2 protein-coding genes are annotated in these 22,196 nt (G+C 73.9%); both read right to left on the bottom strand.

Annotated features, from left to right (window positions below):
• Positions 1-16: 16 nt before the first annotated feature.
• Positions 17-15,562, bottom strand: a complete 15,546-nt coding sequence (locus Q4V64_RS36830) for a non-ribosomal peptide synthetase (RefSeq protein WP_303713809.1) — start codon at positions 15,560-15,562, stop codon at positions 17-19.
• On the bottom strand, positions 15,562-22,005 hold the full coding sequence (locus tag Q4V64_RS36825) for a condensation domain-containing protein (protein WP_124445767.1): 6,444 nt from the start codon (positions 22,003-22,005) through the stop codon (positions 15,562-15,564). The genes Q4V64_RS36830 and Q4V64_RS36825 overlap by 1 nt, the downstream gene beginning before the upstream one ends.
• Positions 22,006-22,196 lie beyond the last annotated feature (191 nt).

Raw genomic sequence — 22,196 nt, 5'->3', positions numbered from 1 at the left:
CTGCTGTTACCTTCCATCAGCTCAGATCCCTCTCGAATTCGTCGATCTCGTCCTGTGAAAGCTCCAGCAGGGACACGTCGGACGGGGTGAGGCCGCCGGCCTCGGGCCGGGCCGCGAATGCGACCAGGGCTCGCAGCGCCTGGAACCACAGGTCCGCGAGCCGCTGCACCTCCGCCTCGTCGAAGAGCGCCTCGGGCCAGGACCAGATGGCCACCAGCCGCACTCCGTCGGGCCGGTCCTGCGCCACCGCGCTGAGTCCGAGGGCGTGGGCCAGCGGTGCGCCCTCGTCGCCGCCCGCGCCCAGCGTCTCGGTCGCCTCGGGCGGCGCCGCCCAGTCCTCGGCCCGGGCGGCCGTCGCGTCGACGGCGTCGAAGCGGCCCAGGTAGTTGAAGCCGATCTGCGGCTCCGGCCGGCCGGCCAGCTCGGGTGCCGTGGCCGGGTTGAGGTGGCGCAGCATTCCGTAGCCGATGCCCTTGTCGGGGATGGCCCGCAACTGCTCCTTGACCGTCTTGAACGCGGCGCCGAGAGCCGGCCCACCGGACCACACCTCGTCCGCCGGGGCCGGGCCCGGATCGACGGCGACCGGGTACAGACTGGTGAACCAGCCGACCGTACGGGACAGGTCCACCCCCTCCACGATCTCCTCCCGGCCGTGGCCCTCCAGACCCACCAGCACCGCGCTCCCCTCACCCCGGCCGCGCTCCCGCCGCCACCGGCCCACCGCGAGCGCGAGACCGGTCAGCAGCACCTCGTCGACCGCCGCGTTGAACACCGCGGGCACCGTGCCGAGGAGCGGCCCCGTCACCGCGTCCGGCAGGGTGACCGTCAGCCGGCGTGCCGTGCGGACCACGTCGACGGCGGGATCGAGGGGCCGGTGCGAGAGCAGCGGATCGGCTGTCCCGAGCACCGAGCGCCACAGGTCGAGCTCCCGGGCCCTGGCCGGTCCGGCCGCCTGCTCCGCGAGCACCGACGACCAGTGCCTGAACGACGTCCCGACGGGTTCGAGGGCGGGTTCACGGCCTTCGGAGACCGCCGTCCAGGCCCGCTCGAGGTCCTCCCGCAGCACCCGCCAGGAGACGCCGTCCACGGCCAGGTGGTGGATCAGGAGCAGTAGCCGTCCGGGGCGGCCGGGACCGGCGTCGAACCAGACGGCCCGCACCATGTCTCCCTCGGTCGGCGACAGTTCGGCCTGCGCCCGGTGCTGCGCCTGGGCAACCGCGTCGATCAGCTCGCTCGGCGGTACGGCCGAGACGTCGGTCCGGCCGAGCAGGACGGCGGCCTGGACGGAGCCACGGGGGGCGACCTCCAGCCGCGGGCCCCCGGGGGACGTCACGATCCGCGAGCGGAGGATGTCGTGGTGGTCGAGGACGGCCTGCAGGGTCGCCGCGAGCCGCTGTTCGCCGGCGTCCGCCGGGACCTGGAGGAGGGCAGCCTGGTGGACGCCGTCCGTCGGCCCGCCCCGCTCGTACAGGTCGAGCATGACCGGGGTGAGCGGCAGTTCGCCGATGGCGTCCTCGGGTGCCTCGCCCGCTGCCGGGCCCTCGTCCTCCTTGGCGATCCTGGCCAGCGCCCGGACCGTCTTGTGCTTGAAGACATCCCGCACGCTGAGCAGCAGCCCGGCCTTGCGGGCCCGGCCGGCCAGTTGGATGGAGACGATGCTGTCACCGCCGAGTTCGAAGAAGTCGTCGTCCGGACCGACTTCGGCGGTCCCGAGCAACTCGGCGAAGAGCCCGGCGAGCACCGCCTCCCGCGACGGGGCGGCCGGCTCCCCGGCGGAGTCGGTCGCCTCGCCGCCTCCGACGGCCTGGGTCCCTTGGTCCACCCGCTGCCGGAGCCGGGAGCGCACCTCGGTCCACCACCGGGTCAGCGGGTCGTCGGCCGGCCTCTCGACCGGTCGCTCCGAGTCCCCGGCGAACATCTCCAGGACCTCGCGCAGCCCGTCGGCGACGGCCTCGGCCTCGGCCTTGGTGAACAGGTCGGGGCGGTAGCCGAACCGGCAGTGCAGTTGGTCCCCCGAGAGCCCGGCGTCGAGGGTGAGCGGATAGTGGGTGGCGTCGTTCATCTCCAGGTCGACCGCGCGGACCCGGTCGCTGTCGCCGCCGAAGCCGGCGCCGTCGGCGGGGATGTTCTGGAACACCAGGAGGGTGTCGAAGAGTTCGCCCTTGCCGATCTGCCGCTGGAGGTCGACGAGGCGGATGTGCTGGTGTGCGGTCAGCTCCACCTGCTGCTCCCAGAGCCGGGACAGCGCGGCGCCGGCCGGCTCGCCGGGGCGGAAACTCGCCCGCACCGGCACGGTGTTGATGAAGAGGCCGACCATCCGCTCGATGCCGGGCACCTCTCCGGGCCGCCCCGAGACGGTCGCGCCGAACACCACGTCGTCGCGTCCGGTGAGCCGGGCGAGCAGCAGCCCCCAGGCGGCCTGGACGACCGTGTTCATCGTGGTGCCGTGCCGGCCGGCCAGCGCGCTGAGCCCGGACACCAGGTCGCCGCCGAAGGTGACGGAGATCTTCTCGGTCTCGACGGCCGCCCGGTCCGGGTCGGCGGGCGCCAGCAGGGTGGGCTCCACCGACGCGTCGACCACCTCCAGCCAGGCCCGCTCCGAGGCCGCCCGGTCCTGGCGGCCCAGCCAGGAGAGATAGCTGTGGTACGGGCGGACCTCGGGCAGTCCGGCGGGGTCGCCGCCGGCCGCGTACAAGCGCATCAGCTCGTCGAGGAGGACCGGCGCGGACCAGCCGTCCAGCAGGAGGTGATGCAGCGTCAGCACCAGTCGGGCGCGGCCGCCGCCCAGGCGCAGCAGGGTGCAGCGCAGCAGCGGGGGCCGGTCGACGTCGAACCTCTCGGCCCTCGCCTCCCGCATCACGCGGCCGATCTCGGCGGTGCGCCCGGCGTCGTCGAGATGGCTCAGGTCCGTTTCCGTCCAGGGAAGTTCGATGTCCGCCGGAATGAACTGCATCGGCCCGGACAGACCTTCGTGGGCGAATCCGGCGCGGAGGTTCTCGTGCCGTTCCAGCAGCGCTCGTACCGCGGCGCGCAGCACCGGGGTCTGTGGGTCGCCGTCCAGGTCCAGCCCGAACTGGACGGTGTACACGTCGAGTTCGCGCCGACCGTAGAGGGAGTGGAAGAGCAGTCCCTCCTGCAGCGGCGCCAGCGGCAGCACGTCGGCGAGTCTGCGCCCGCCCTGTTCGAGGAGGTCGATGTCCCGCTGCTCCAGGCGGACCAGGGGGAAGTCCGACGGGGTGCGTCCACCGGAGCGCGAGGCGTCGGCGACGAGCGTGCGCACGGCGCGCTGCCAGGACTCGGCGAGCTCCGCCACGTCGTCCTTGCCGAACAGCGCCTCGGGCCAGGCCCAGCGGGCGGTCAGGCGCACGCCGTCAGGCCCCTCGTCCGCCCAGGTCTCCACGTCGAGCGGATACGCCACCGGCATCTGCGGGTCCTGCGCGGCGGATGCCCGCACGGCGCCCGCCGCACCGAGCGGCACCGAACCGTCGGCGAGCGGCGCCTGGAAGGACCCCCGGTGGGCGAACCGCAGCCGCGGGGTCGCCGCGGCGGAGAGCACCGGCACGGTCTGGGGGTTGAGGTACCGGAGCAGCCCGTAGCCGCTGCCGTCGCCGGGGACCGCCGACAGCAGTTCCTTGACCCGCTTCACCTGGGCGGCGGGGTTGCGACCCGCCGTTTCGTCCGCGCCGAGCCGCACCGGGTGGGCGTGGGTGAACCGGCCCAGGGTACGGGCGAGACCGGTCGCGCCGGCCCGGCCGTCCCGCTCCACGGCGACCAGGATTCCGGTGTCCGCGGGCAGGTTCCGCCGGGCGTGCCATTCCTCGACGGCGGCGGCGACCGTGCCGAGCAGGACCTCCTCGGTGCCGGTGGCGAAGCGCTCCGGTACATCGGTGAGCAGGGCCGTCGACTCGGAGGCGGAGAGGGTCAGTTCCAGGTGCCGGACGGTGGCCTCGGTGTCGCGGCGCGGGTCCAGCGGCTGCTCGGCCGGCGGTGCGGCCTCGGTGCCGAGGATGTCGGACCACCGCTGGAGTTCGTCGACGAGTTCCGGGGCGGCGGCCGCGGCGGCCGTCTGCTCGGCCCACGCCCGGTAGGTGGTGGTCACCGGCGGCAGGTGCACCTCTGCTCCGGACGCCACCGATTCCCAGGCGGTGCGCAGGTCGGCGACGAGGATCCGCCACGCGGCCGGATCGGCGGCGAGCGTGTGCACGGCGAGCAGCAGCCGGTGCTCCCCCGCCGGTCCGCCGTCGAACCAGACGGCCCGGAACACGACGCCGTCCTCGGGAGACACGGTGGAGCGGACGGCGTCCGTCTGCCGTCCCACCTCGGCGGCCAGCGCCGCGGGGTCCGCCCCCGTCACATCGACCCGGGTGAGCAGGTCCGCCGGCTGGACCTCTTCGCGCGGCAGCGTCTCAAGGCTCCACACCAGGTTTCCGGCTCGGCGGCGGAGCCGCAGCCGCAGGGTGTCGTGGTGGTCGAGCAGTGCCCGGAGTACGGCGTGCAGCCGGCGCTCGTCCGTGTCGCCGGGCAGCGCCAGGACGGCGGTGGCCACCGAGTGGGCGACCGGGCCGCCGCGTTCGCGCAGCGCGTGGACGGCCGGGCTCAGCGGGATCTCGCCGATGCCGCTGTCGTCGGCGGTGGACGTGGCGGACGCGTCGTCCGGCTCGCCCAGGCCCGTGGCCGCGGCGGCCAGCTCCTCGACCGTGGCATGGCGCAGCACGTCCGCCGCCGTGAACTCCAGGCCCGCTTCGAGGGCCCGGCTCACCAGCTGGATCGAGACGATGCTGTCTCCGCCGAGGGCGAAGAAGTTGTCGTCGATGCTCACCCGCTCGACCTCGAGCAGGTCGCGGATCAGCTCGCAGATCAGTGTCTCCTTGGCGTCACGCGGTGCCCTGCCCCCCTCCTGCGAGCCGAAGTCCGGCTCCGGCAGCGCCTTGCGGTCGACCTTGCCGTTGGCGTTCAGCGGCAAGGCGTCCACCACGGTGTACGCGGCGGGCACCATGTACTCCGGCAGCAGCCCGGCGAGATGCTCGCGCAGCGTCTCGGCGGCGAGGGGGGCTCCGGCGGCCGGAACCGTGTAGGCCACCAGCTGCCGGCGCCCGTCGGCTCCCTGATGGAGGGTCACCGCCGCGCGGGTGACGCCCGGGTGGGCGGTGAGCGCCGCCTCGATCTCGCCCAGCTCGACACGGAACCCCCGTATCTTCACCTGGTCGTCGGCCCGGCCGGCGAACTCCAGCTGACCGTCGGCGTTCCAGCGCACCAGGTCGCCCGTACGGTAGAGCCGCTCGCCCGGCGCCCCGAAGGGGTTGGCGACGAAGCGCTCCGCGGTGAGCGCGGGCCGCTCCAGGTAGCCGCGGGCCAGACCGTCGCCGGCGATGTAGAGCTCTCCGGTGCCGCCGACGGGCACCGGCATCAGGAACGGGTCGAGCACGTACACCCGGGTGTTCCACAGCGGGGCGCCGATGGGCGGGCGCACCGCCCCGGACTGCGGGCGGCTCATGGTGGAGCAGACGGTCGCCTCGCTGGGTCCGTACACGTTGAGCAGGCGGCGGCCTTCGGACCAGTACGCCACCTGGTCGGGCGCGCAGGCCTCGCCGCCGACCGCGAGGGTGCGCAGCGTGGGCAGCCCGGTGTGCGGCACCGTGGCGAGGACGCCTGCGGTGACCTGCAGATGCGTGACGCCGTGGTCGTCGACGAGCGTGGCCAGCTCCTGGCCGGCCGGCGACCGGTGGCCGTCCGGCAGCACCAGCGTGGCGCCACTGAGCAGGGTCATCGCCAGGTCGGCCATCGAGACGTCGAAGCTCGGCGACACGGCCTGCAGGACGCGGCTGTCCGCGTCGATGGCGAAGTTCTCCGCGTGTGCTCCCGCCATGCCCGCGATGCCCCGGTGGGTGACCAGTACGCCCTTGGGCCGGCCGGTCGATCCCGAGGTGTAGATGACGTACGCGGGGTGGTCCAGGCCGAGCGGGTGGGCGCGGTCCGGGTCGGCGGGGTCGGTGACGGGGGCGGCGGCCACGGCGGCCCGCACGTCCTCGGCGTCGGCGCGGCGCACGGCGGCGCCGGACAGGGCGGGGCTGCCGGCTGTCTCCCCGTCGGCGATCACCAGCGCGGGGCGCGCGTCCTGGACGATGTAGGCGATGCGCTCGGCCGGGTAGCCGGGGTCGACCGGCAGATGGGCAGCGCCCGCCTTGAGGACGCCGAGGGTGATCGCGAGCCAGTCCGGCGAGCGGGGCACCGCGACCGCCACGCGTCGCTCGGGGCCGGCCCCCTGGCCGATGAGGTAGTGCGCCCACTGGTTGGCCCGTGCGTTGAGTTCGCCGTAGGTCAGCCGGGTCCGGCCGGTGATCACCGCCGGGTGGTCGGGAGTGGCGGCGGCCCGCTGTTCGAACAGGGCGGGGAAGGTCGCCGCCGGCACCGTGCGGTCGGTGTCGTTCCAGGTGGCGAGCAGTTGCTCGCGCTCCGTGCCGGACAGCAGGTCGATTCTGCTGACCGGCAGCTCCGGGTCGCCGGCGGCCGCGTCGAGCAGGGCGGTGAACCGGGCCGCGATCGCCTCGACCGTGGCCTGGTCGAACAGATCGGTGCGGTAGCTGATCAGGCCCTGCATGCCGGTCGTGCTGCCGTCGCTGCCGAAGGTCTCGCGCAGTTCCACGCCGAGGTCGGTCTTGGCCGAGGTCAGCTCGATGTCCGCCGGTTCGACCATGAGGCCGGGCAGGTCCAGGCGCGCGGCCGTGTTGTTCTGGAAGGCGAGGAACACCTGGAACAGCGGGGTGTGGGCGAGCGACCGGGCCTCGATGCCGAGGTGGTCGACCAGCCGCTCGAAGGGCAGGTCCTGGTGGGCGTAGGCGGCCAGGTCGGTGGCCCTGACCCGGCGCAGCAGTTCGGCGAAGGTCGGGTCGCCCGAGGTGTCGGTGCGCAGCACCAGGGTGTTGACGAAGAAGCCGACGAGGCCTTCGAGGGCTTCGTCCGGGCGGCCGGCCGTCGCGGTGCCGAGGGGGATGTCGGTGCCGGAGCCGAGCCGGGTGAGCAGGGCCGCGAGCGCCGCGTGGGCCACCATGAAGAGGCTGACCTGGTGGGTGCGGGCGAGCTCGGTGAGGCGGGCGTGGGACTCGGCGTCCACGGAGAACTCGACGGTGGCGCCGTCACCGGTCATCTCCGCCGGGCGGGGCCGGTCGGTGGGCAGCGCCAGCTCCGCCGGGGCACCGGCCAGAGTCTTCTCCCAGAAGGCCAGCTGGCGCGCGGCGAGGGCGGCGGGATCCTGCTCGTCGCCGAGCAGTTCCCGCTGCCAGAGGGTGTAGTCGGCGTACTGCACGGGCAGCGGCGCGAAGCCGGGTGCCCGCCCGCCGTGCCGGGCCGTGTAGGCGGTGGACAGATCGCGGGCCAGCGGGGCGTTGGACCAACCGTCGGACGCGATGTGATGGACGTTCAGGAGCAGGACGTGCTCGGTGTCGGAGAGGACGAACAGGGTGACGCGCAGCGGGGGTTCGGCCGCCAGGTCGAAGCCGCGGGCGGCGGCGTCGCGCAGTGCCCGCCCGATCGTCTCGGGCGCGGCCTCGACGATCTCCACGGGCACCGGGGCGTCGGCGGGCGCGAGGACGGACTGCCGGGGCTTGCCCCCGGTGTCCGGGAAGACGGTCCGCAGGCTCTCGTGGCGGGCCACGACGTCGGCGACGGCCGCGCGCAGCGCGTCCAGGTCGAGCGTGCCGCGGAGCCGGAGGCCGATGGGGATGTTGTATTCCCCCGAGGGGCCCTTCAGCCGGTCGAGGAACCACAGCCGGCGCTGCGCGAAGGACAGCGGGAGTTCCGCGGGGCGCTGCCGTACCGTCGGCTCGGGCCGGGCGGAGCCGCCGGGGCCGACCTGGGCGGCGAGCCGTGCCGGGGTGCGTGCCTCGAAGACCGCGCGGACGTCGACCTCGGTGCCGAAGACCGAGCGGACCCGGCTGAGCAGCCGGACCGCGCTCAGCGAGTTGCCGCCGAGCTCGAAGAAGTCGTCGTCCACGCCCACCTCGGGCAGGTCGAGCACCTGGCCGAAGAGACCGCACAGGATCTCCTCCTGCGGGGTGCGCGGGGCCCACGCGGTGGCGGCCACGGTGAACTCCGGCTCCGGCAGCGCCTTGCGGTCCAGCTTGCCGTGGGGAGTGACCGGCAGTTCGTCGAGGACGACGACGGCCTCCGGGAGCATGTAGTCGGGCAGGGATTCGGCGAGCGCTCGGCGCAGCTCATGGCCCGCGAGGGCGGTTTTGGCCGCGGGTACGGCGTAGGCGACAAGGCGGCCGCCGTCCTCTCCTTCCCTGACGACCACCGCCTGGGCCGCCACACCGGGCAGGGCGGCGACCGCGGCGGAGACCTCGCCGAGCTCGACGCGGTGACCGCGGATCTTCACCTGGTCGTCGGCGCGGCCGACGAACACCAGGTTCCCGTCGGCGAGCCGGCGGGCCAGGTCGCCGGTGCGGTACATCCGGGAGCCGGCCGGGCCGTACGGGTCGGCGGTGAACCGCTCCGAGGTCAGGGCGGGCCGGCCGAGGTAGCCGCGGGCCAGGCAGGGGCCCGCGAGGTACAGCTCGCCCGTCACGCCGGCCGGGACCGGACGCAGCGCGGAGTCCAGGACGTACGCCCGGACGTTGGCCTGCGGACGGCCCATCGGGACAGGGCCGGGGGCGAGTTCGGTGCCCGGCCCGATCCGGAACTCGGTGACGTTCACGGTCGCCTCGGTGGGCCCGTACACGTTCCGGACGGTGGCGTCGGGGTGGCGCTCCCGCCACGCGGTGAGCGCCTCGCCGAGCAGGGCCTCGCCGCCGAGGAGGAGTTCGGTCGTGGGTGAGTAGGCGTCGGGCAGCGCGCCGAGGAGCGGCAGGTGACTGGGGGTCGCCTTCATGAAGGTGACCGGGGTCGTGGCCAGCCGGGTGGAAAGCTCGGGGTTTTCCTCCAGGGCGGTGATCAGCACGGTGCCGCCGACGGTGAGCGGGGTGAACAGCGCGGTGACCGTCAGGTCGAAGGAGACCGGCGAGTGCAGGAGGGCGAGACCCGTGGCGCCCGGGTAGGTGATCCCGGTCCAGCCCAGGTAGTCGACGACCGAGCGGTGCTCGACCACCACGCCCTTGGGCAGTCCGGTGGAGCCGGAGGTGTAGATCACGTACGCCGGGTGGCCGGCGGTCAGCGGGGCCGTCCGGTCGGCGTTCGACGGGTCGCCGGACGGGCGCCCGGCGATCTCGGCCGCCGTCTCGGGGTCGTCGACGACCAGGGTGTCGACGGCGTGCTCGGGCAGTGCGGTGGCCGCCGCCCGGGTGGTGAGCAGGAGCTGCGGCCGGGCGTCGTCGAACAAGTGGCGGATGCGCCCGGCCGGATGGGCCGGGTCGGCCGGCACGTAGGCGGCACCGGACTTCAGGACCGCGAGCAGCGCCACGACGAGTTCGGCCGAGCGTTCCACGGCGACCGCGACCAGCCGCTCGGGGCCGGCGCCCCGGGCGATCAGGGCGTGCGCGAGGCGATTGGCCCGCTCGTTGAGCTCGGCGTACCCGAGTTCGGTGGTGCCGTCGACCAGTGCGGTGGCGTCCGGGGTGCGGGCGGCCTGCGCCTCGATCAGCTCACCGACCACGGCCGTGGACAGCGGTACGGCGGTGCCGGCGGTGCCCGTCGTCAGCTGCCGGGTCTCCGCCTCGTGGAGGAGACCGAGCCGCCCCACCGGGGTGTCCGGTTCGGCGACGACGGCTTCGAGCACCCTGCGCAGTTGCCGGGTGGCGGACCTGACCAGTTCCTCGTCGAGGAGGTCGGCGCGGTAGTACCAGTTGAGGACCATCCGCCGGTCGTCCTGCATCACGACCATGCCGAGGGGGTAGTGGTTGTCGCCCTTGGTGTCGACCTCGCTCAGGGCGAGGCCGTGCACGGTCTCCCGGGCGCCGGGGTCCGCGGGGAAGTTCTCGAAGACCACGGCGGTGTCGAACAGCGTGCCGAGGCCGGCCAGCCGCTGGAGGTCGGCGAGGCCCAGGTAGTGGTGGGCGAGGAGCTCGACGCGCTGCGCCTGGACCCGGGAGAGGGTGTCGGAGAGGGACACGGCCGGGTCGACGCGGACACGTACCGGCACGGTGTTGCTGAACAGGCCGACCATCGACTCGACGCCGGGCAGCTCAGGCGGGCGGCCCGAGACGGTCTCGCCGAACAGCACGTCGTCGCGTCCGGTCAGACCGGCGAGGACCAGGCCCCAGGCGCCCTGGACCACGGCGTTCATGGTGAGGCCGCGGGCCCGGGCCGCCGCGGTGAGCGCGGCGGTCAGACCCGCCGGGAGCTCGTCCACGATCCGGCCCGGGAGGGCGGCGGCGTGGCCGGCCGCCCCCGGCGCGACCAGCGTCGGCTCGTCGACCCCGGCGAGCGCGGTGCGCCAGGCGGCCTCGGCGGCGGTGCGGTCCTGTGCGGCCAGCCAGGCCAGGTACTCCTTGTACGGGACGACGGGCGGCAGCGCCGAGGCATCGCCCCGCTGCCCGTACAGCGCGAACAGCTCGCCCGCCAGGACCGGCGCCGACCAGCCGTCGAGCAGCAGGTGATGGGCGGCGAACAGCAGCCGGTGGCGGTCGGGTCCGAGCCTGATCAGGGTGAAGCGGAGCAGGGGCGGGCGCTCCGGGTCGAAGCGCCGGGACCGCTCCTGGACCAGGAGCCGGTCCAGTTCGGCACGCTGCTCCGGCTCGTCGAGGGCACTGAGGTCGATCTCGTTCCAGGGCGGTTCGACCTCACCCGGGATCAGCTGGACGGGCACGCCATGACCGGTGCGGTGGAAGCAGGCGCGCAGGCTGGCGTGCCGGGCGAGCAGCCCGGCGACGGCGGCGCGCAGCGCCTCGGTGTCCAGTTCCCCGCGCACGTCCACGGCGAGCCGGGTGATGTAGACGTCCTCGGCGTCCTGGTCGTACTCGGTGTGGAAGAGCAGCCCCTCCTGGAGCGGGGAGAGCGGCAGTACGTCGGTGAGGCGGGGCTGGGCCTGTTCCAGGCGGGCGATCTCGTCCTGGGTGAGGTCGACGAGGGCGAGGTCGGAGGGGACGAGCCCGCCCGCGGTCCCGGGCCGGTCGGCACAGCTGACCAGGGCGCGCAGGGCGTCGAACCACGCCTGGGCGAGCAGCCGTACGTCGTCCTCGGCGAGCAGTCCGCCCGGCCAGGTCCAGGTGGCGGCCAGGCGCGGCCCGTCGGCATGGGTCTCGGTGACCGCGTTGGCGGTGAGGGTGTACGGCAGCGGGGTGGCGGCGTCCGCGCCGCCGCCCAGGCCGCCCGTCTCCCCGGTTTCCTCGTCCGAACCGCCGATGCGGCCCAGGTAGTTGAAGCCGATCTGCGGCTCGGGGAACTTGGCCAGGGCCGCGGCGGTCCGCGGGTTGAGGTAGCGCAGCAGGCCGAAGCCGATGCCGTTGTCGGGGATGGCCCGCAACTGCTCCTTGACCGCCTTGAGCGCGGTGACGAGGCCCGGGCCGCCGGTGGTGAGCGCGTCCCCGCCGGCCTCGCCCGGGTCGAGCCGTACGGGGTAGAGGCTGGTGAACCAGCCGACGGTGCGGGAGAGGTCGGCCCCGTCGAGGATCTCCTCGCGGCCGTGGCCCTCCAGTCCCACCAGGACGGAGGAGGTGTCGCCGCGGCCCTGGCGGCGGCGCCAGTCGGCCACGGCGACGGCGAGCGCGGTGAGCAGTACGTCGTTGATCTGCGCGTTGAAGGCGGCCGGCACCCGGCCGAGCAGCGGCTCGGTGAGGTCGGCCGGCAGCCGCAGGGTCAGGTGCCCCGCGGTGGCGAGGGTGTCCGTCGCCGGGTCGAGCGGGCGGTCGGTGAGCTGCGGGTCGGGGCCGGAGAGGACGGAGCGCCACAGCGGCAGTTCGCGGATGCGGTCCGGTTCGCCGGCGGCCGCGGTCAGGTGCCGGGCCCAGCGGCGGAAGGAGGTGCCGACCGGTTCGGGGGTGAAGGCGGTGCCCTCGGCGGCCGCCGCGAGCGCGGCGGAGATCTCGGGCAGCAGGATGCGCCAGGAGACCCCGTCGACGGAGAGGTGGTGGATCACGAGCAGCAGCCGGCCGGGCCGTTCGGCTCCGGCGTCGAGCCAGACGGCCTGAACCATGCGGCCGTGCTCGGGGGCGAGTCGTTCCTGGGCAGCGGTGAACTCGCGCTCGGTGACGGCGCGCAGGGCGTCCGCGTCGAGCCCGGCGACATCGACCCGGTACAGCGACTCGGCGGCCGCGACGGTGCCCGGCGGGGTGATCTCCAGCGTCCACTCGCCGATGTCCTCGATGCGGGTGAGCTTGAGCCGCAGGGCGTCGTGGTGGTCGAGGAAGGTCTGCAGCACGCGGGTGACGCGGTCGGTGTCGAGCCCGGCGGGCACGGGCAGCGGCATCGCCTGGTGGAACGGGTCCACGGGACCGCTGTGTTCGCTGAACCAGTGGATGATCGGGGTCAGCGGCACGCCGCCCACCCCGTCCGACGCGGCGCGGCGGCGCGCGGGGGATGCGCCCTCGGTGGCCACCGCGGCGAGCGCCTCGACGGTCTTGTGGGTGAACACGTCGCGCGGAGTGAAGCGCAGTCCGGCCTTGCGGGCCCGGCTGATCAGTTGGATGGAGCCGATGCTGTCGCCGCCGAGCTCGAAGAAGCTCTGGTCCACGCCCACCCGCTCCACGCCGAGCACCTCGGCGTAGAGCCCGCAGAGCAGCTCCTCGCGTGGGGTGGCGGGGGCACGGCCCTCGGCCGCGGTGAATTCCGGGGCGGGCAGGGCTGACCGGTCCAGCTTGCCGTTGACCATCAGCGGCAGGGTGTCGAGGGCGATGACGAGCGCGGGCACCATGTACTCGGGCAGCGACGCCGCGACATGGGTGCGCAGGGTCTCGGTGTCGACGGGGGCCGGGCCGGCCGGAACCACGTGGGCGACGAGCTGCTTGACGCCCGGCTGGACCTCGTGCACCTGTACGGCGGCCCGGTCCACGCTCTCGTGGCGGGCCAGGACGCTCTCGATCTCGCCGAGTTCGATGCGGAAGCCGCGGACCTTGACCTGGTCGTCCGCGCGGCCGACGAACTCCAGCTGGCCGTCCTCGCGCAGTCGTACGAGGTCGCCGGTACGGTACATCCGCTCGCCCGGGGCGCCGAAGGGGTCGGCGACGAAGCGCTCGGAGGTCAGCCCGGGGCGCCGCAGATAGCCGCGGGCCAGGCCGGCGCCCGCCACGTACAGCTCGCCCTCGGTGCCCTGGGGTACCAGGCGCAGGGCCGCGTCGAGGACGTAGGCGCGGGTGTCGCGCACCGGTGTGCCGATCGGCGGGACGGCGCCGGTGGCCTCCAGTGGGGCGCTCATGGACACCGCGACGGTCGACTCGGTGGGGCCGTAGGCGTTGACCATGCGCCGGCCCGCGGCCCAGCGCGCCACCAGTTCGGGCGAGCAGGCGTCGCCGCCGACGATGAGGCAGGCGAACCCGGGAAGGTCCGCGGCGGGGACGCTGGCCAGCGCGGCCGGCGGGATCAGGGCGTGGGTGACCCCTCGTGCGGCGATCACCTCGGCGAGCGGTTCGCCGGCGAGGGGGCCGGGGTCGGGCACCACGAGGGTGGCGCCGGAGGTCAGCGTCATGCACAGTTCGAGCACCGAGGCGTCGAAGCTGGGCGAGGAGAACTGCAGGACGCGGCTGGTGCCGTCCACGGCGAAGCGTTCCCGCTCGGTCGCCGCGAAGGCGGCCAGACCGGCATGGCTGACGACGACGCCCTTGGGTACGCCGGTCGAGCCTGAGGTGTAGATCAGGTACGCGGGCGAGGCGACGGAGACGGGCCCCGCGGGTCGGGTCCCGTCCCGCGGGGCCGCGCCCGCCGCGTCCGTCGCGTCGGGTGTGCCGGGTGTGTCGAGCACGACGACAGGGATGTTCCCGGAGCGGGGCACCGCGTCCTGGTACGCCGTAGTCGTGAGCACCGCCGCCGGACGCGCGTCTTCGAACATGAACGCGATGCGCTCGGCCGGGTAGTCGGGGTCCACCGGCAGATAGGCGGCGCCCGCCTTCATCACGGCGAGGGAGCCGACGACGGACTCCACGGAGCGGCCGAGGAGGAGGGCGACGACCTGCTCGGGCCCGACGCCGTCGGCCGCGAGGCGCGCGGCGAGTTCGTCGGTACGGGCGTCCAGTTCGGCGTAGCTCAGGCCCAGCTCGGCCGACTCCACGGCGATCGCGTCCGGAGTGCGCGTGGCCTGGACCGCGAAGAGTTCGGGGAAAGTGGCCTGCGCAACGGTGTGCCCGGCGGTGCTCTCGGCCGCGACCAGCCGCTCCCGCTCGCCGTCGGCCAGCAGGTCGAGGCCGGCCACGGTCTGTCCGAGGTCCTCGGTCAGGGCCCGCAGGATCCGTACCAGCCGACCGCCGATGACCTCGACCTGCTCGGGGCGGAAGAGGTCCGGGCGGTAGTTGAGCAGCAGCCGCAGCCTGCCCTCGTACACGTGCGAGACCAGGCAGAGCGGGTAGTGGTTGGCGTCCAGGACGTCGAAGCCGTCGATGGTCAGGTCGCCGGCGAGGTCGCGCAGGCCCTGGAGGTCGAAGGGGAAGTTCTCGAACGCCACGTAGGTGTCGAAGAGTTCGGCGTGGCCGGAGAGCCGGTGGATGTCCCGCATCCCGGTGTACTGGTGGGCCATCATCTCCAGGTGTTCGCCCTGGAGCCCGGCGAGTACCGCACCGAGCGGGTCGCCGCCGCCGAGTCGCACCCGGACCGGCAGTGTGTTGATGAGCATGCCGACCATGCGCTCGACGCCGGGCACCTCCGGTGGCCGGCCGGAGACGACCGTGCCGAAGACCACGTCCTGGCGGCCGGTGAGCACCGAGAGCAGCAGTGCCCAGGAGCCGTGCACGGCGCTGGAGAAGGTGAGGCCGTCGGCGCGCAGCCGGGCCGAGAGGGCCTCGGTGGCCTCGGTGGACAGTTCGAGCACCAGTTGCTCGGGGTGGACGACCTCGCGGGCGGGGTCCGAGGGGACCAGGCGGGTGGGCGCGTCGATGCCGGCGAGTGCCTGGCGCCAGGCCTCCTCGGACGCCCGCTGGTCCTGCCGGGCCAGGTGCGCGAGGTGGTCGCGGAACGGAGTGACCGGCGGCAGTCCGGAGGCGTCGCCCCCGTGCGCGTACACCTCCAGCAGTTCACCGAGGAGCACGGACGTCGACCAGCCGTCGAGCAGGATGTGGTGGAAGGTGCAGAGCAGGCGGTACGCGTCGTCGGCGAGCCGCACCAGCCGGTAGCGCATCAGCGGCGGTCGGGCCAGGTCGAAGCGGTGGGCCTTCTCCTCGGCCTGGATCCGCCGCAGCTCCGCGTCCCGCCGGGCCGGGTCGAGCTGTCTCAGGTCGCTCTCGGACCAGGGGATCTCGACGGTGGGCGAGACGACCTGCACCGGACGGCTCTGCTTGGGGTGGAGGAAGCCCACCCGCAGGTTGGCGTGCCGGTCGAGCAGCGCCTGCGCGGTGGCCTTGAGCGTGGTGGCGTCCAGGGCGCCGCCCAGGTCGAGCACCACCTGCACGGTGTAGACGTCGTTCCCCGACTCGTCGTACAGCGCGTGGAAGAGCAGTCCCTCCTGGAGCGGGGACAGCGGAAGGATGTCCTCGGGACCCGACTTCTTCATCACAACGTCCTCCACTCGGCTTCGAGCCCGTCGATCTCGTCTTGGGATAGCTCCACCAGCGCCAGGTCCGATGGGGTGTGGCCGCCGGCGTCCGGGCGCTCGGCGTACTCGGTCAGCGCGCGTGCCGCGCGGAACCAGGTGTCCGCGAGTTCGCGGACGTCGGCCTCGGACAGCAGCCGGCCCGGCCAGGTCCAGACGGCCGTCAGGTGCGGCCCGTCCGGCTCCTGGCGGACGACCGCGTCGACCTCCAGGAGATGGGACAGCGGCAGGTCGGCGCCGGGGGCCTGGACCACGTCGGTCTCGGGTGCCGGGCCCCAGTCACCTCCGGGTGCCTCGGCCCGTCCCAGGTAGTTGAAGAGCAGGGGCGCGGTGGCGAGCGCGGCGAGCCGGGGCCCCGTCTCCGGGTCCAGATGGCGCAGCAGCCCGTATCCGATGCCCTCGTCGGGGACGTCCCTGAGCTGTTCCTTGACCGCGCGCAGCACGCGGCCCGCCTCGGGTCCGCCCGCCCACAGTCCGTCCCAGTGCTCGACGCCGGGGTCGAGGCGGGCCGGGCGGATGGTGGTGAACCAGCCGACGGTACGGGACAGGTCCAGGCCGTCTGCGATCTCCTGCCGACCGTGCCCCTCGACGTCGATGAGGGCGCCGGCGTCCTCACCGAGGCCCCGGCGCCCGCGCCAGTGCACCAGCGCCACGGTGAGCGCGGTGATCAGTACCTCGTGCACGCTCGCGTTCAGCGCCCCGGGCGCCCGGTCGAGCAGGGCGGCGGTGACGTCGGCGGGGAGGGACCGGGTGAGCCGCCGGGCGGCCCCCGCGGTGTCCACGGCCGGGTCGAGCGGCCGGTCGGTCAGGGTGGGCGCGGGCACCGCGAGCGTGCGCGCCCACCGGTCGCTCTCGGCGGCCCGGGCGGCGGTCTGCTCGTCGAGCAGTTCGGCCCAGCGGCGCAATGGCGTTCCCACCGGCGCGAGTTCGGGCTTCTTGCCGACGGCGACCGCCTCCCAGGCGGCCCGTAGGTCGGGCAGCAGGACGGTCCACGAGACGCCGTCCACCACGAGGTGGTGAGCGGCGAACAGCAGCCGTCCCGGTGTGTCGGGCCCGGCGTCGAACCAGACCAGCTGGACCATCACGCCGGCCTCGGGCGCCAGTCGGTCCCAGGCCGCGCGGGCCTCGCCCCCGATCGTGGTGCGCAGCGCCTCACCGGCGAGCCCGGCGATGTCGACCCGGCGCACCAGACCGGTTGCCGCGACGCTGCCGCGCCCGGTGATCTCGTATCTCCAGCGGCCGCTGCCACCGGCCCGGTCCAGCCGGGTACGCAGGGCGTCGTGCCGGTCGAGCACCGCCTGCAGCGCGTCGGCCAGTTCGCTCTCGCCGAGCCCGGCCGGCACCTGGACGAGGATGCTCTGGTGGAAGGCGTCGACGGGACCTCCGCGCTCTTCCAGCCAGCGCATGATCGGGGTCGCGGGGAGCGCGCCGATCCCGCCGTTCTCGTCGGTCCGCGCGGGGGCGCCGGCCTCGGCGGTCGCGGCCGCGAGCGCGGCCACCGTCTTGAGCTCGAACACCTCCTTCGGGGAGAACACCAGCCCCTTGCGGCGGGCGCGGGCCACCATCTGGATGGAGACGATGCTGTCGCCGCCCAGTTCGAAGAAGCTGTCGTGCAGTCCGACGCTCTCGCGGCCCAGCACCTCGGCGAAGAGCGCGGCGAGGGCCTCCTCCAGCGGAGTGCGGGGCGCCTCGGTGCCGCTGCCGCCGGTCCGCTCGGGTGCGGGCAGCGCCTTGCGGTCGAGCTTTCCGTTCGGGGTGAGGGGCAGCGTGTCGAGGACGACGACAGCGGCCGGCAGCATGTGGGCGGGCAGTTGCCCCGCCGCCCACGCGACGACCTCGGCCGGCTCCACGGTCTCGCCCGCTCGGGGGATCACATAGCCGGCGAGCTGCCGGTGGCCCGGGACGTCCTCGCGCACCGTGGCGGCGGACCGCGCGACCCGGGGGTGCCGGGCCAGTACGGCCTCGATCTCGCCCAGTTCGATGCGGAAGCCGTTCAGCTTGATCTGGTCGTCGACGCGCCCGAGGTACTCCAGTTGGCCGTCGGCCCGCCAGCGGCCCACGTCGCCGGTGCGGTACATGCGGGTGCCCGGGGGGTCGTACGGGGCGGCGACGAACCGTTCCGCGGTCAGGCCCGGCCGGTTCAGGTAGCCGCGGGCGAGCTGCCCGCCGCCGATGTAGATCTCGCCGCAGACACCGGGCGGCACGGGGTTGAGGGCCTGGTCCAGAACTCGGACGACCGAGTTCCACATCGGTCGGCCGATCGGCAGGGGGCCGCCGGGGACGGTCTCGTCCGGGCCGATCCTGAACTCCACACAGCCGACGGTGGCCTCGGTCGGCCCGTACTCGTTGACGACCGTGATTCCCGGCCGGTGCCGGCGCAGCTCCTCGACGGCCTCGCCGAGCAGCATCTCGCCGCCCACGACCAGTTCGCGGGTGGGCGAGAACTCCTCGGGCAGCACACCGAGCAGGGCCAGGTGGGCCGGGGTGGCCTTGAGGAAGGCGGGGCGCGGGGCGGCCCTGCCGGGGCCTTCCAGGGGGTGTTTTGAAAGTCCTGTGCGGTGCCCGCGGTGTTCGGTGCGTGCCCTCGGCGTGCCGGACGAAGGCCCTTGTAGCGGAGCTACTTGGGTCTTTGGCCGGTGCGGCGAGGGTGCGTGCCGGGCGCCGTGGGTGCTGTGCGGGACTTTCAAAACACCCCCTAGGGCGGTGACGCGCACCGGACCGCCGGAGATCAGCGGGGCGTACAGCGAGGTGACGGTCAGGTCGAAGGAGACCGGCGAGTGCAGCAGGGTGCCGTCGGCGACGGAGGGGTAGCGTTCGCGCGCGTACTCCAGGTAGACGGCGACGGACCGGTGGGTCACGACGACGCCCTTGGGGCGGCCGGTGGAGCCGGAGGTGTAGATGACGTAGGCGGGGTGTGCGGGGTCCAGCGGGCGCGACCGGTCGCCATCGGTCGGGTCGCCCGGGTCCGCCGAGGGCACGGGGTGCTCCGTGGTGACGTCGAGGACCGGCACTTCGCGGGTCGGCACCGCCTCGCGGGTCCGCGGGTCGGCCAGGATCAGGGCCGGGGACGCGTCCGCGAGCATGTAGGCGATCCGCTCGTCGGGATACTCCGGGTCGACCGGGACGTAGGCGGCACCGGATTTGAGGACCGCGAGGAGCGCGATCACCAGCTCCGCCGAGCGGGGCAGCAGCACCGCGATCCGTTGCTCGGGCCCGGCGCCTGCGGCGATCAGGGTGTGGGCCAGCCGGTTGGCGGCCGCGTTGAGTTCGGCGTACGTGTAGGTGGCCTCGTGCTCGGTCAGGGCCGGGGCCCCCGGGGTGCGGGCGGCCTGCCGCTCGAAGAGCGCGGGCAGCAGCAGCTCCGGTTCGAGCAGCGGTGACTGGCCGAACTCGCCCAGGACCAGGTGCCGTTCGCCCTCGGTGAGGACGTCGATGTCGGCGACGCGCTGTCCGGGGTCGGCCGTGAAGGCGTCGAGGACCCGCAGCAGGCGGGCGCTCATGGCCTCGATGGTGGCGCGGTCGAAGAGGTCGGTGCTGTATTCGAGCCGGCCGCTGATCCCGGCGGCGGCCTCGTGGCCCGCCGAGCGCTCGTCGAGCCCGAAGAGCAGGTCGATCTTGGTGACTCCCGGGTCGACCTGCTGGGGAGTGGTGAGCAGACCCGGCAGTTCGAGGTGGGACTCGGCCGGGGTCTGCACGTCCATCATCACCTGGAACAGCGGGTTCCTGGCGAGCGAGCGCTCCGGGTTGAGCGCCTCGACGAGGCGCTCGAAGGGCACGTCCTGGTGGGCGTGGGCGGACAGTGACATCTCGCGGGTGCGGTCGATGAGTTCGCCGACGCTCGGGTTGCCGGAGACGTCGTTGCGGAACACCACGGTGTTCACGAAGCAGCCCACGAGGTCGTCGAGCCCGGCGTCGCCGCGGCCGGCCACGGCGCTGCCCAGCGGGATGTCCTCGCCGGCGCCGAGCTTGCTCAGCAGCACGGCGACCGCGCTCTGCAGCACCATGAAGAGGCTGGCCCGGTGGGCCCGACCGAGCTCGATCAGGCGCCGGTGCAGTACGGCGTCGACGTCGAAGCGGACGATGTCGCCGCGCTGGCTCAGCTCGCCGGGCCGCGGCCGGTCGACGGGCAGCTCCAGCTCCTCGGGCAGTGCGGCCAGGGCCCGTTTCCAGTGGGCGAGCCGGCGGGCCAGCGGGCTGTCCGGGTCGTTCTCGTCGCCGAGCACCGACTGCTGCCACAGGGTGTAGTCGGCGTACTGCACCGGCAGCGGTGCGAACGCCGGGGGCTCGCCCGCCGTACGGGCGGTGTAGGCCAGGCCCAGGTCACGGGCGAGGGGCGCGAGCGAGAGGCCGTCGGCGACGATGTGGTGCAGCACGACGAGCAGCACGTGGTCCTCGGGTCCGAGGACGAGCAGCCGGGGCCGTACGGCGAGTTGCCCGGTGAGGTCGAAGCCCTCGGCGACCACCTCGGCGACGGTCGCGTCCAGGTCGGCGGCGTCGGTGGCCCGCTCGGTGAGCACCACCCGCGCGGCGGCCTCGGCCGGCGACAGGATGTGCTGGCGCGGCTTGCCGTCCGTCTCGGGGAAGGTGGTGCGCAGGCTCTCGTGGCGGGCCAGGACGTCATGGAAGGCCGCGGCGAGCGCGGTACGGTCCAGCCGACCGGTGAGCCGGAGCGCGAGGCCCATGTTGTAGGCGCCGCTGGGGCCCTGGAGCCGGTTCACCAGCCAGAGCCGCTGCTGGGTGAGGGAGAGCGGGAGCACGGCGGGGCGGTCGAAGGGCTCCAGGGCGCGGCTGCGGCCGGCCGCCTGGTCGAGGTGGGCGGCGAGCGCGGCGACGGTCGGGGTCTCGAAGACGGTGCGGATGGAGAGTTCCGCCCCGAAGGTGTCCCGGATGCGCCCGAGCAGCCGGATCGCGGTGAGCGAGTGGCCGCCGAGCTCGAAGAAGTCGTCGTCGACGCCCACCCGGTCGACCTTGAGGACCTGGGCGACCAGACCGCACAGCGCCTCCTCCCGCGGGGTGCCCGGGGCGCGGTAGGCGGCCGGGGCCACGGCGTCCTGGCCGTCCGCGGCCGCCGGCGGGACCCACCCGGCGGGCACGGCCGCGTCGACGGAGTCCAGGCGGGCGTCCGGGCCGGCCGCGGCCAGTGCGGCGAGGAAGCCCGTGAGCGCCTCGCGGTGGCCGGCCACCGTCTCCTCGGTGTAGAGGTCGGCGTTGGCGTGGAGGTCGAGGAGGAAGCCGGCGTTCGGCGCCCGGTTGTCGACGATCAGCGAGAGGTCTTCCTCGGGGCCGACGGAGAAGCCGCGTACGGTCGCGCCGTGCCCGGCGAAGGCGAGCTGTTCGCCGTACATGATGAGGTTGATCTCGGGACCCCACAGCCGTTTCCGGTCGCCGACCCGGCCGAGGTCGCGGTGGATGTCCTCGTAGCGATAGCGCTGGTGGCGCAGCGCGTGGTGGATCTCGTCGCTCACCGAGCGCAGGAAGGTGGCCACCGTGTCGGACGGCCGGGGGCGGACGCGGACGGGCAGGGCGTTGGAGACCATGCCCGGGGTGCGCTTGGCGGCCGCGGTGGGCCGGGCCGCGGCGGCCAGACCGAGCACGAGGTCGTCGGCGCCGGTCAGACGGTGCAGGTAGGCGGCGACGCCGGCGACGACCACGGCGGGCCAGCCGACCCGGGTCTCCCGGGCGAGGTCACGCAGCGCCTCGGCCTGCTCCGGGGTGACGGGGCCGGCCTGGCGGACGTGGTCGGTGGGGACGCGGGTGGGGCGCCCGGCCAGGGTGACCGGTTCGGCGGCACCGGCAAGACGTTCGGACCAGTACGCGCCGTCGGCGGTGAACTGTTCGGACCGCCGGTAGTCGGCGTCCGGTTCGACGAGTTCTGCCAGCGTCCCGAACGTGGCAGGCTTCGGCTCCTCGCCGGCCACCAGGGCCGAGTACAGGACGGCGACGCGGGAGACGATCAGGGACCAGCTGTAGCCGTCGACGATGGTGTGGTGGACCCGGCTGAACCAGGTGTACCGGTCGGCGGCCAGCTTGAGCAGTCCGAAGGTGAACAGCGGTCCGGTGTCGAGGTTCACCGGGGTCCGCACCCGGCCCAGCATCCACTCCTCGGCGGCGGCGGAGGGGTCGTCGGCGCCGCTGACGTCGACGGTGTGCAGCTCCCAGTCCAGGTCCTCCACCACCGTCTGCACGGGCCCTTCGGGGCCTGGCCCGAACGCCACGCGCAGCGTCTCGGCCTCGTCGACCACCCGGCGCAGCGCGGCCTCGAAGAGGGAAACGTCGATCTCGCCCGGTATCTCAACGCACTCGGCGATGCTGTACATCGGGTTTTCCGGATTCACCTGCTGCGCCAGCCACATTCCGTACTGAGCGGCCGTCAGCGGCAATTGGATTCCATTCCGATCGGCCATTTCCATTCACTCCGATTGAGTAGACGCGTCGAAACAGGGAGAAGAGCACCCACCGACAGGGCCAGCAGTCGCGACCCGGCCCACCCTACGAATCAAATTCCGAGGGTCCAGCAACTCATGGAAAACTTCGATGCACCGGGATCCGTGTATCGAAGAATGCTCATCGCCCTTTACGCCAGGGCTTCCCGGTG

Source organism: Streptomyces sp. NL15-2K, assembly GCF_030551255.1.
Lineage (GTDB): Bacteria > Actinomycetota > Actinomycetes > Streptomycetales > Streptomycetaceae > Streptomyces.
Note: the sequence above shows the minus strand (reverse complement) of the source record. Positions and strands in the feature narration are given on the sequence as shown.

Bases quoted from the DNA above. Each gene is read 5' to 3' on its own strand.
- Q4V64_RS36825 (WP_124445767.1), bottom strand. From the start codon at position 22,005: ATGGCCGATCGGAATGGAATCCAATTGCCGCTGACGGCCGCTCAGTAC.
- Q4V64_RS36830 (WP_303713809.1), bottom strand. From the start codon at position 15,562: ATGAAGAAGTCGGGTCCCGAGGACATCCTTCCGCTGTCCCCGCTCCAG.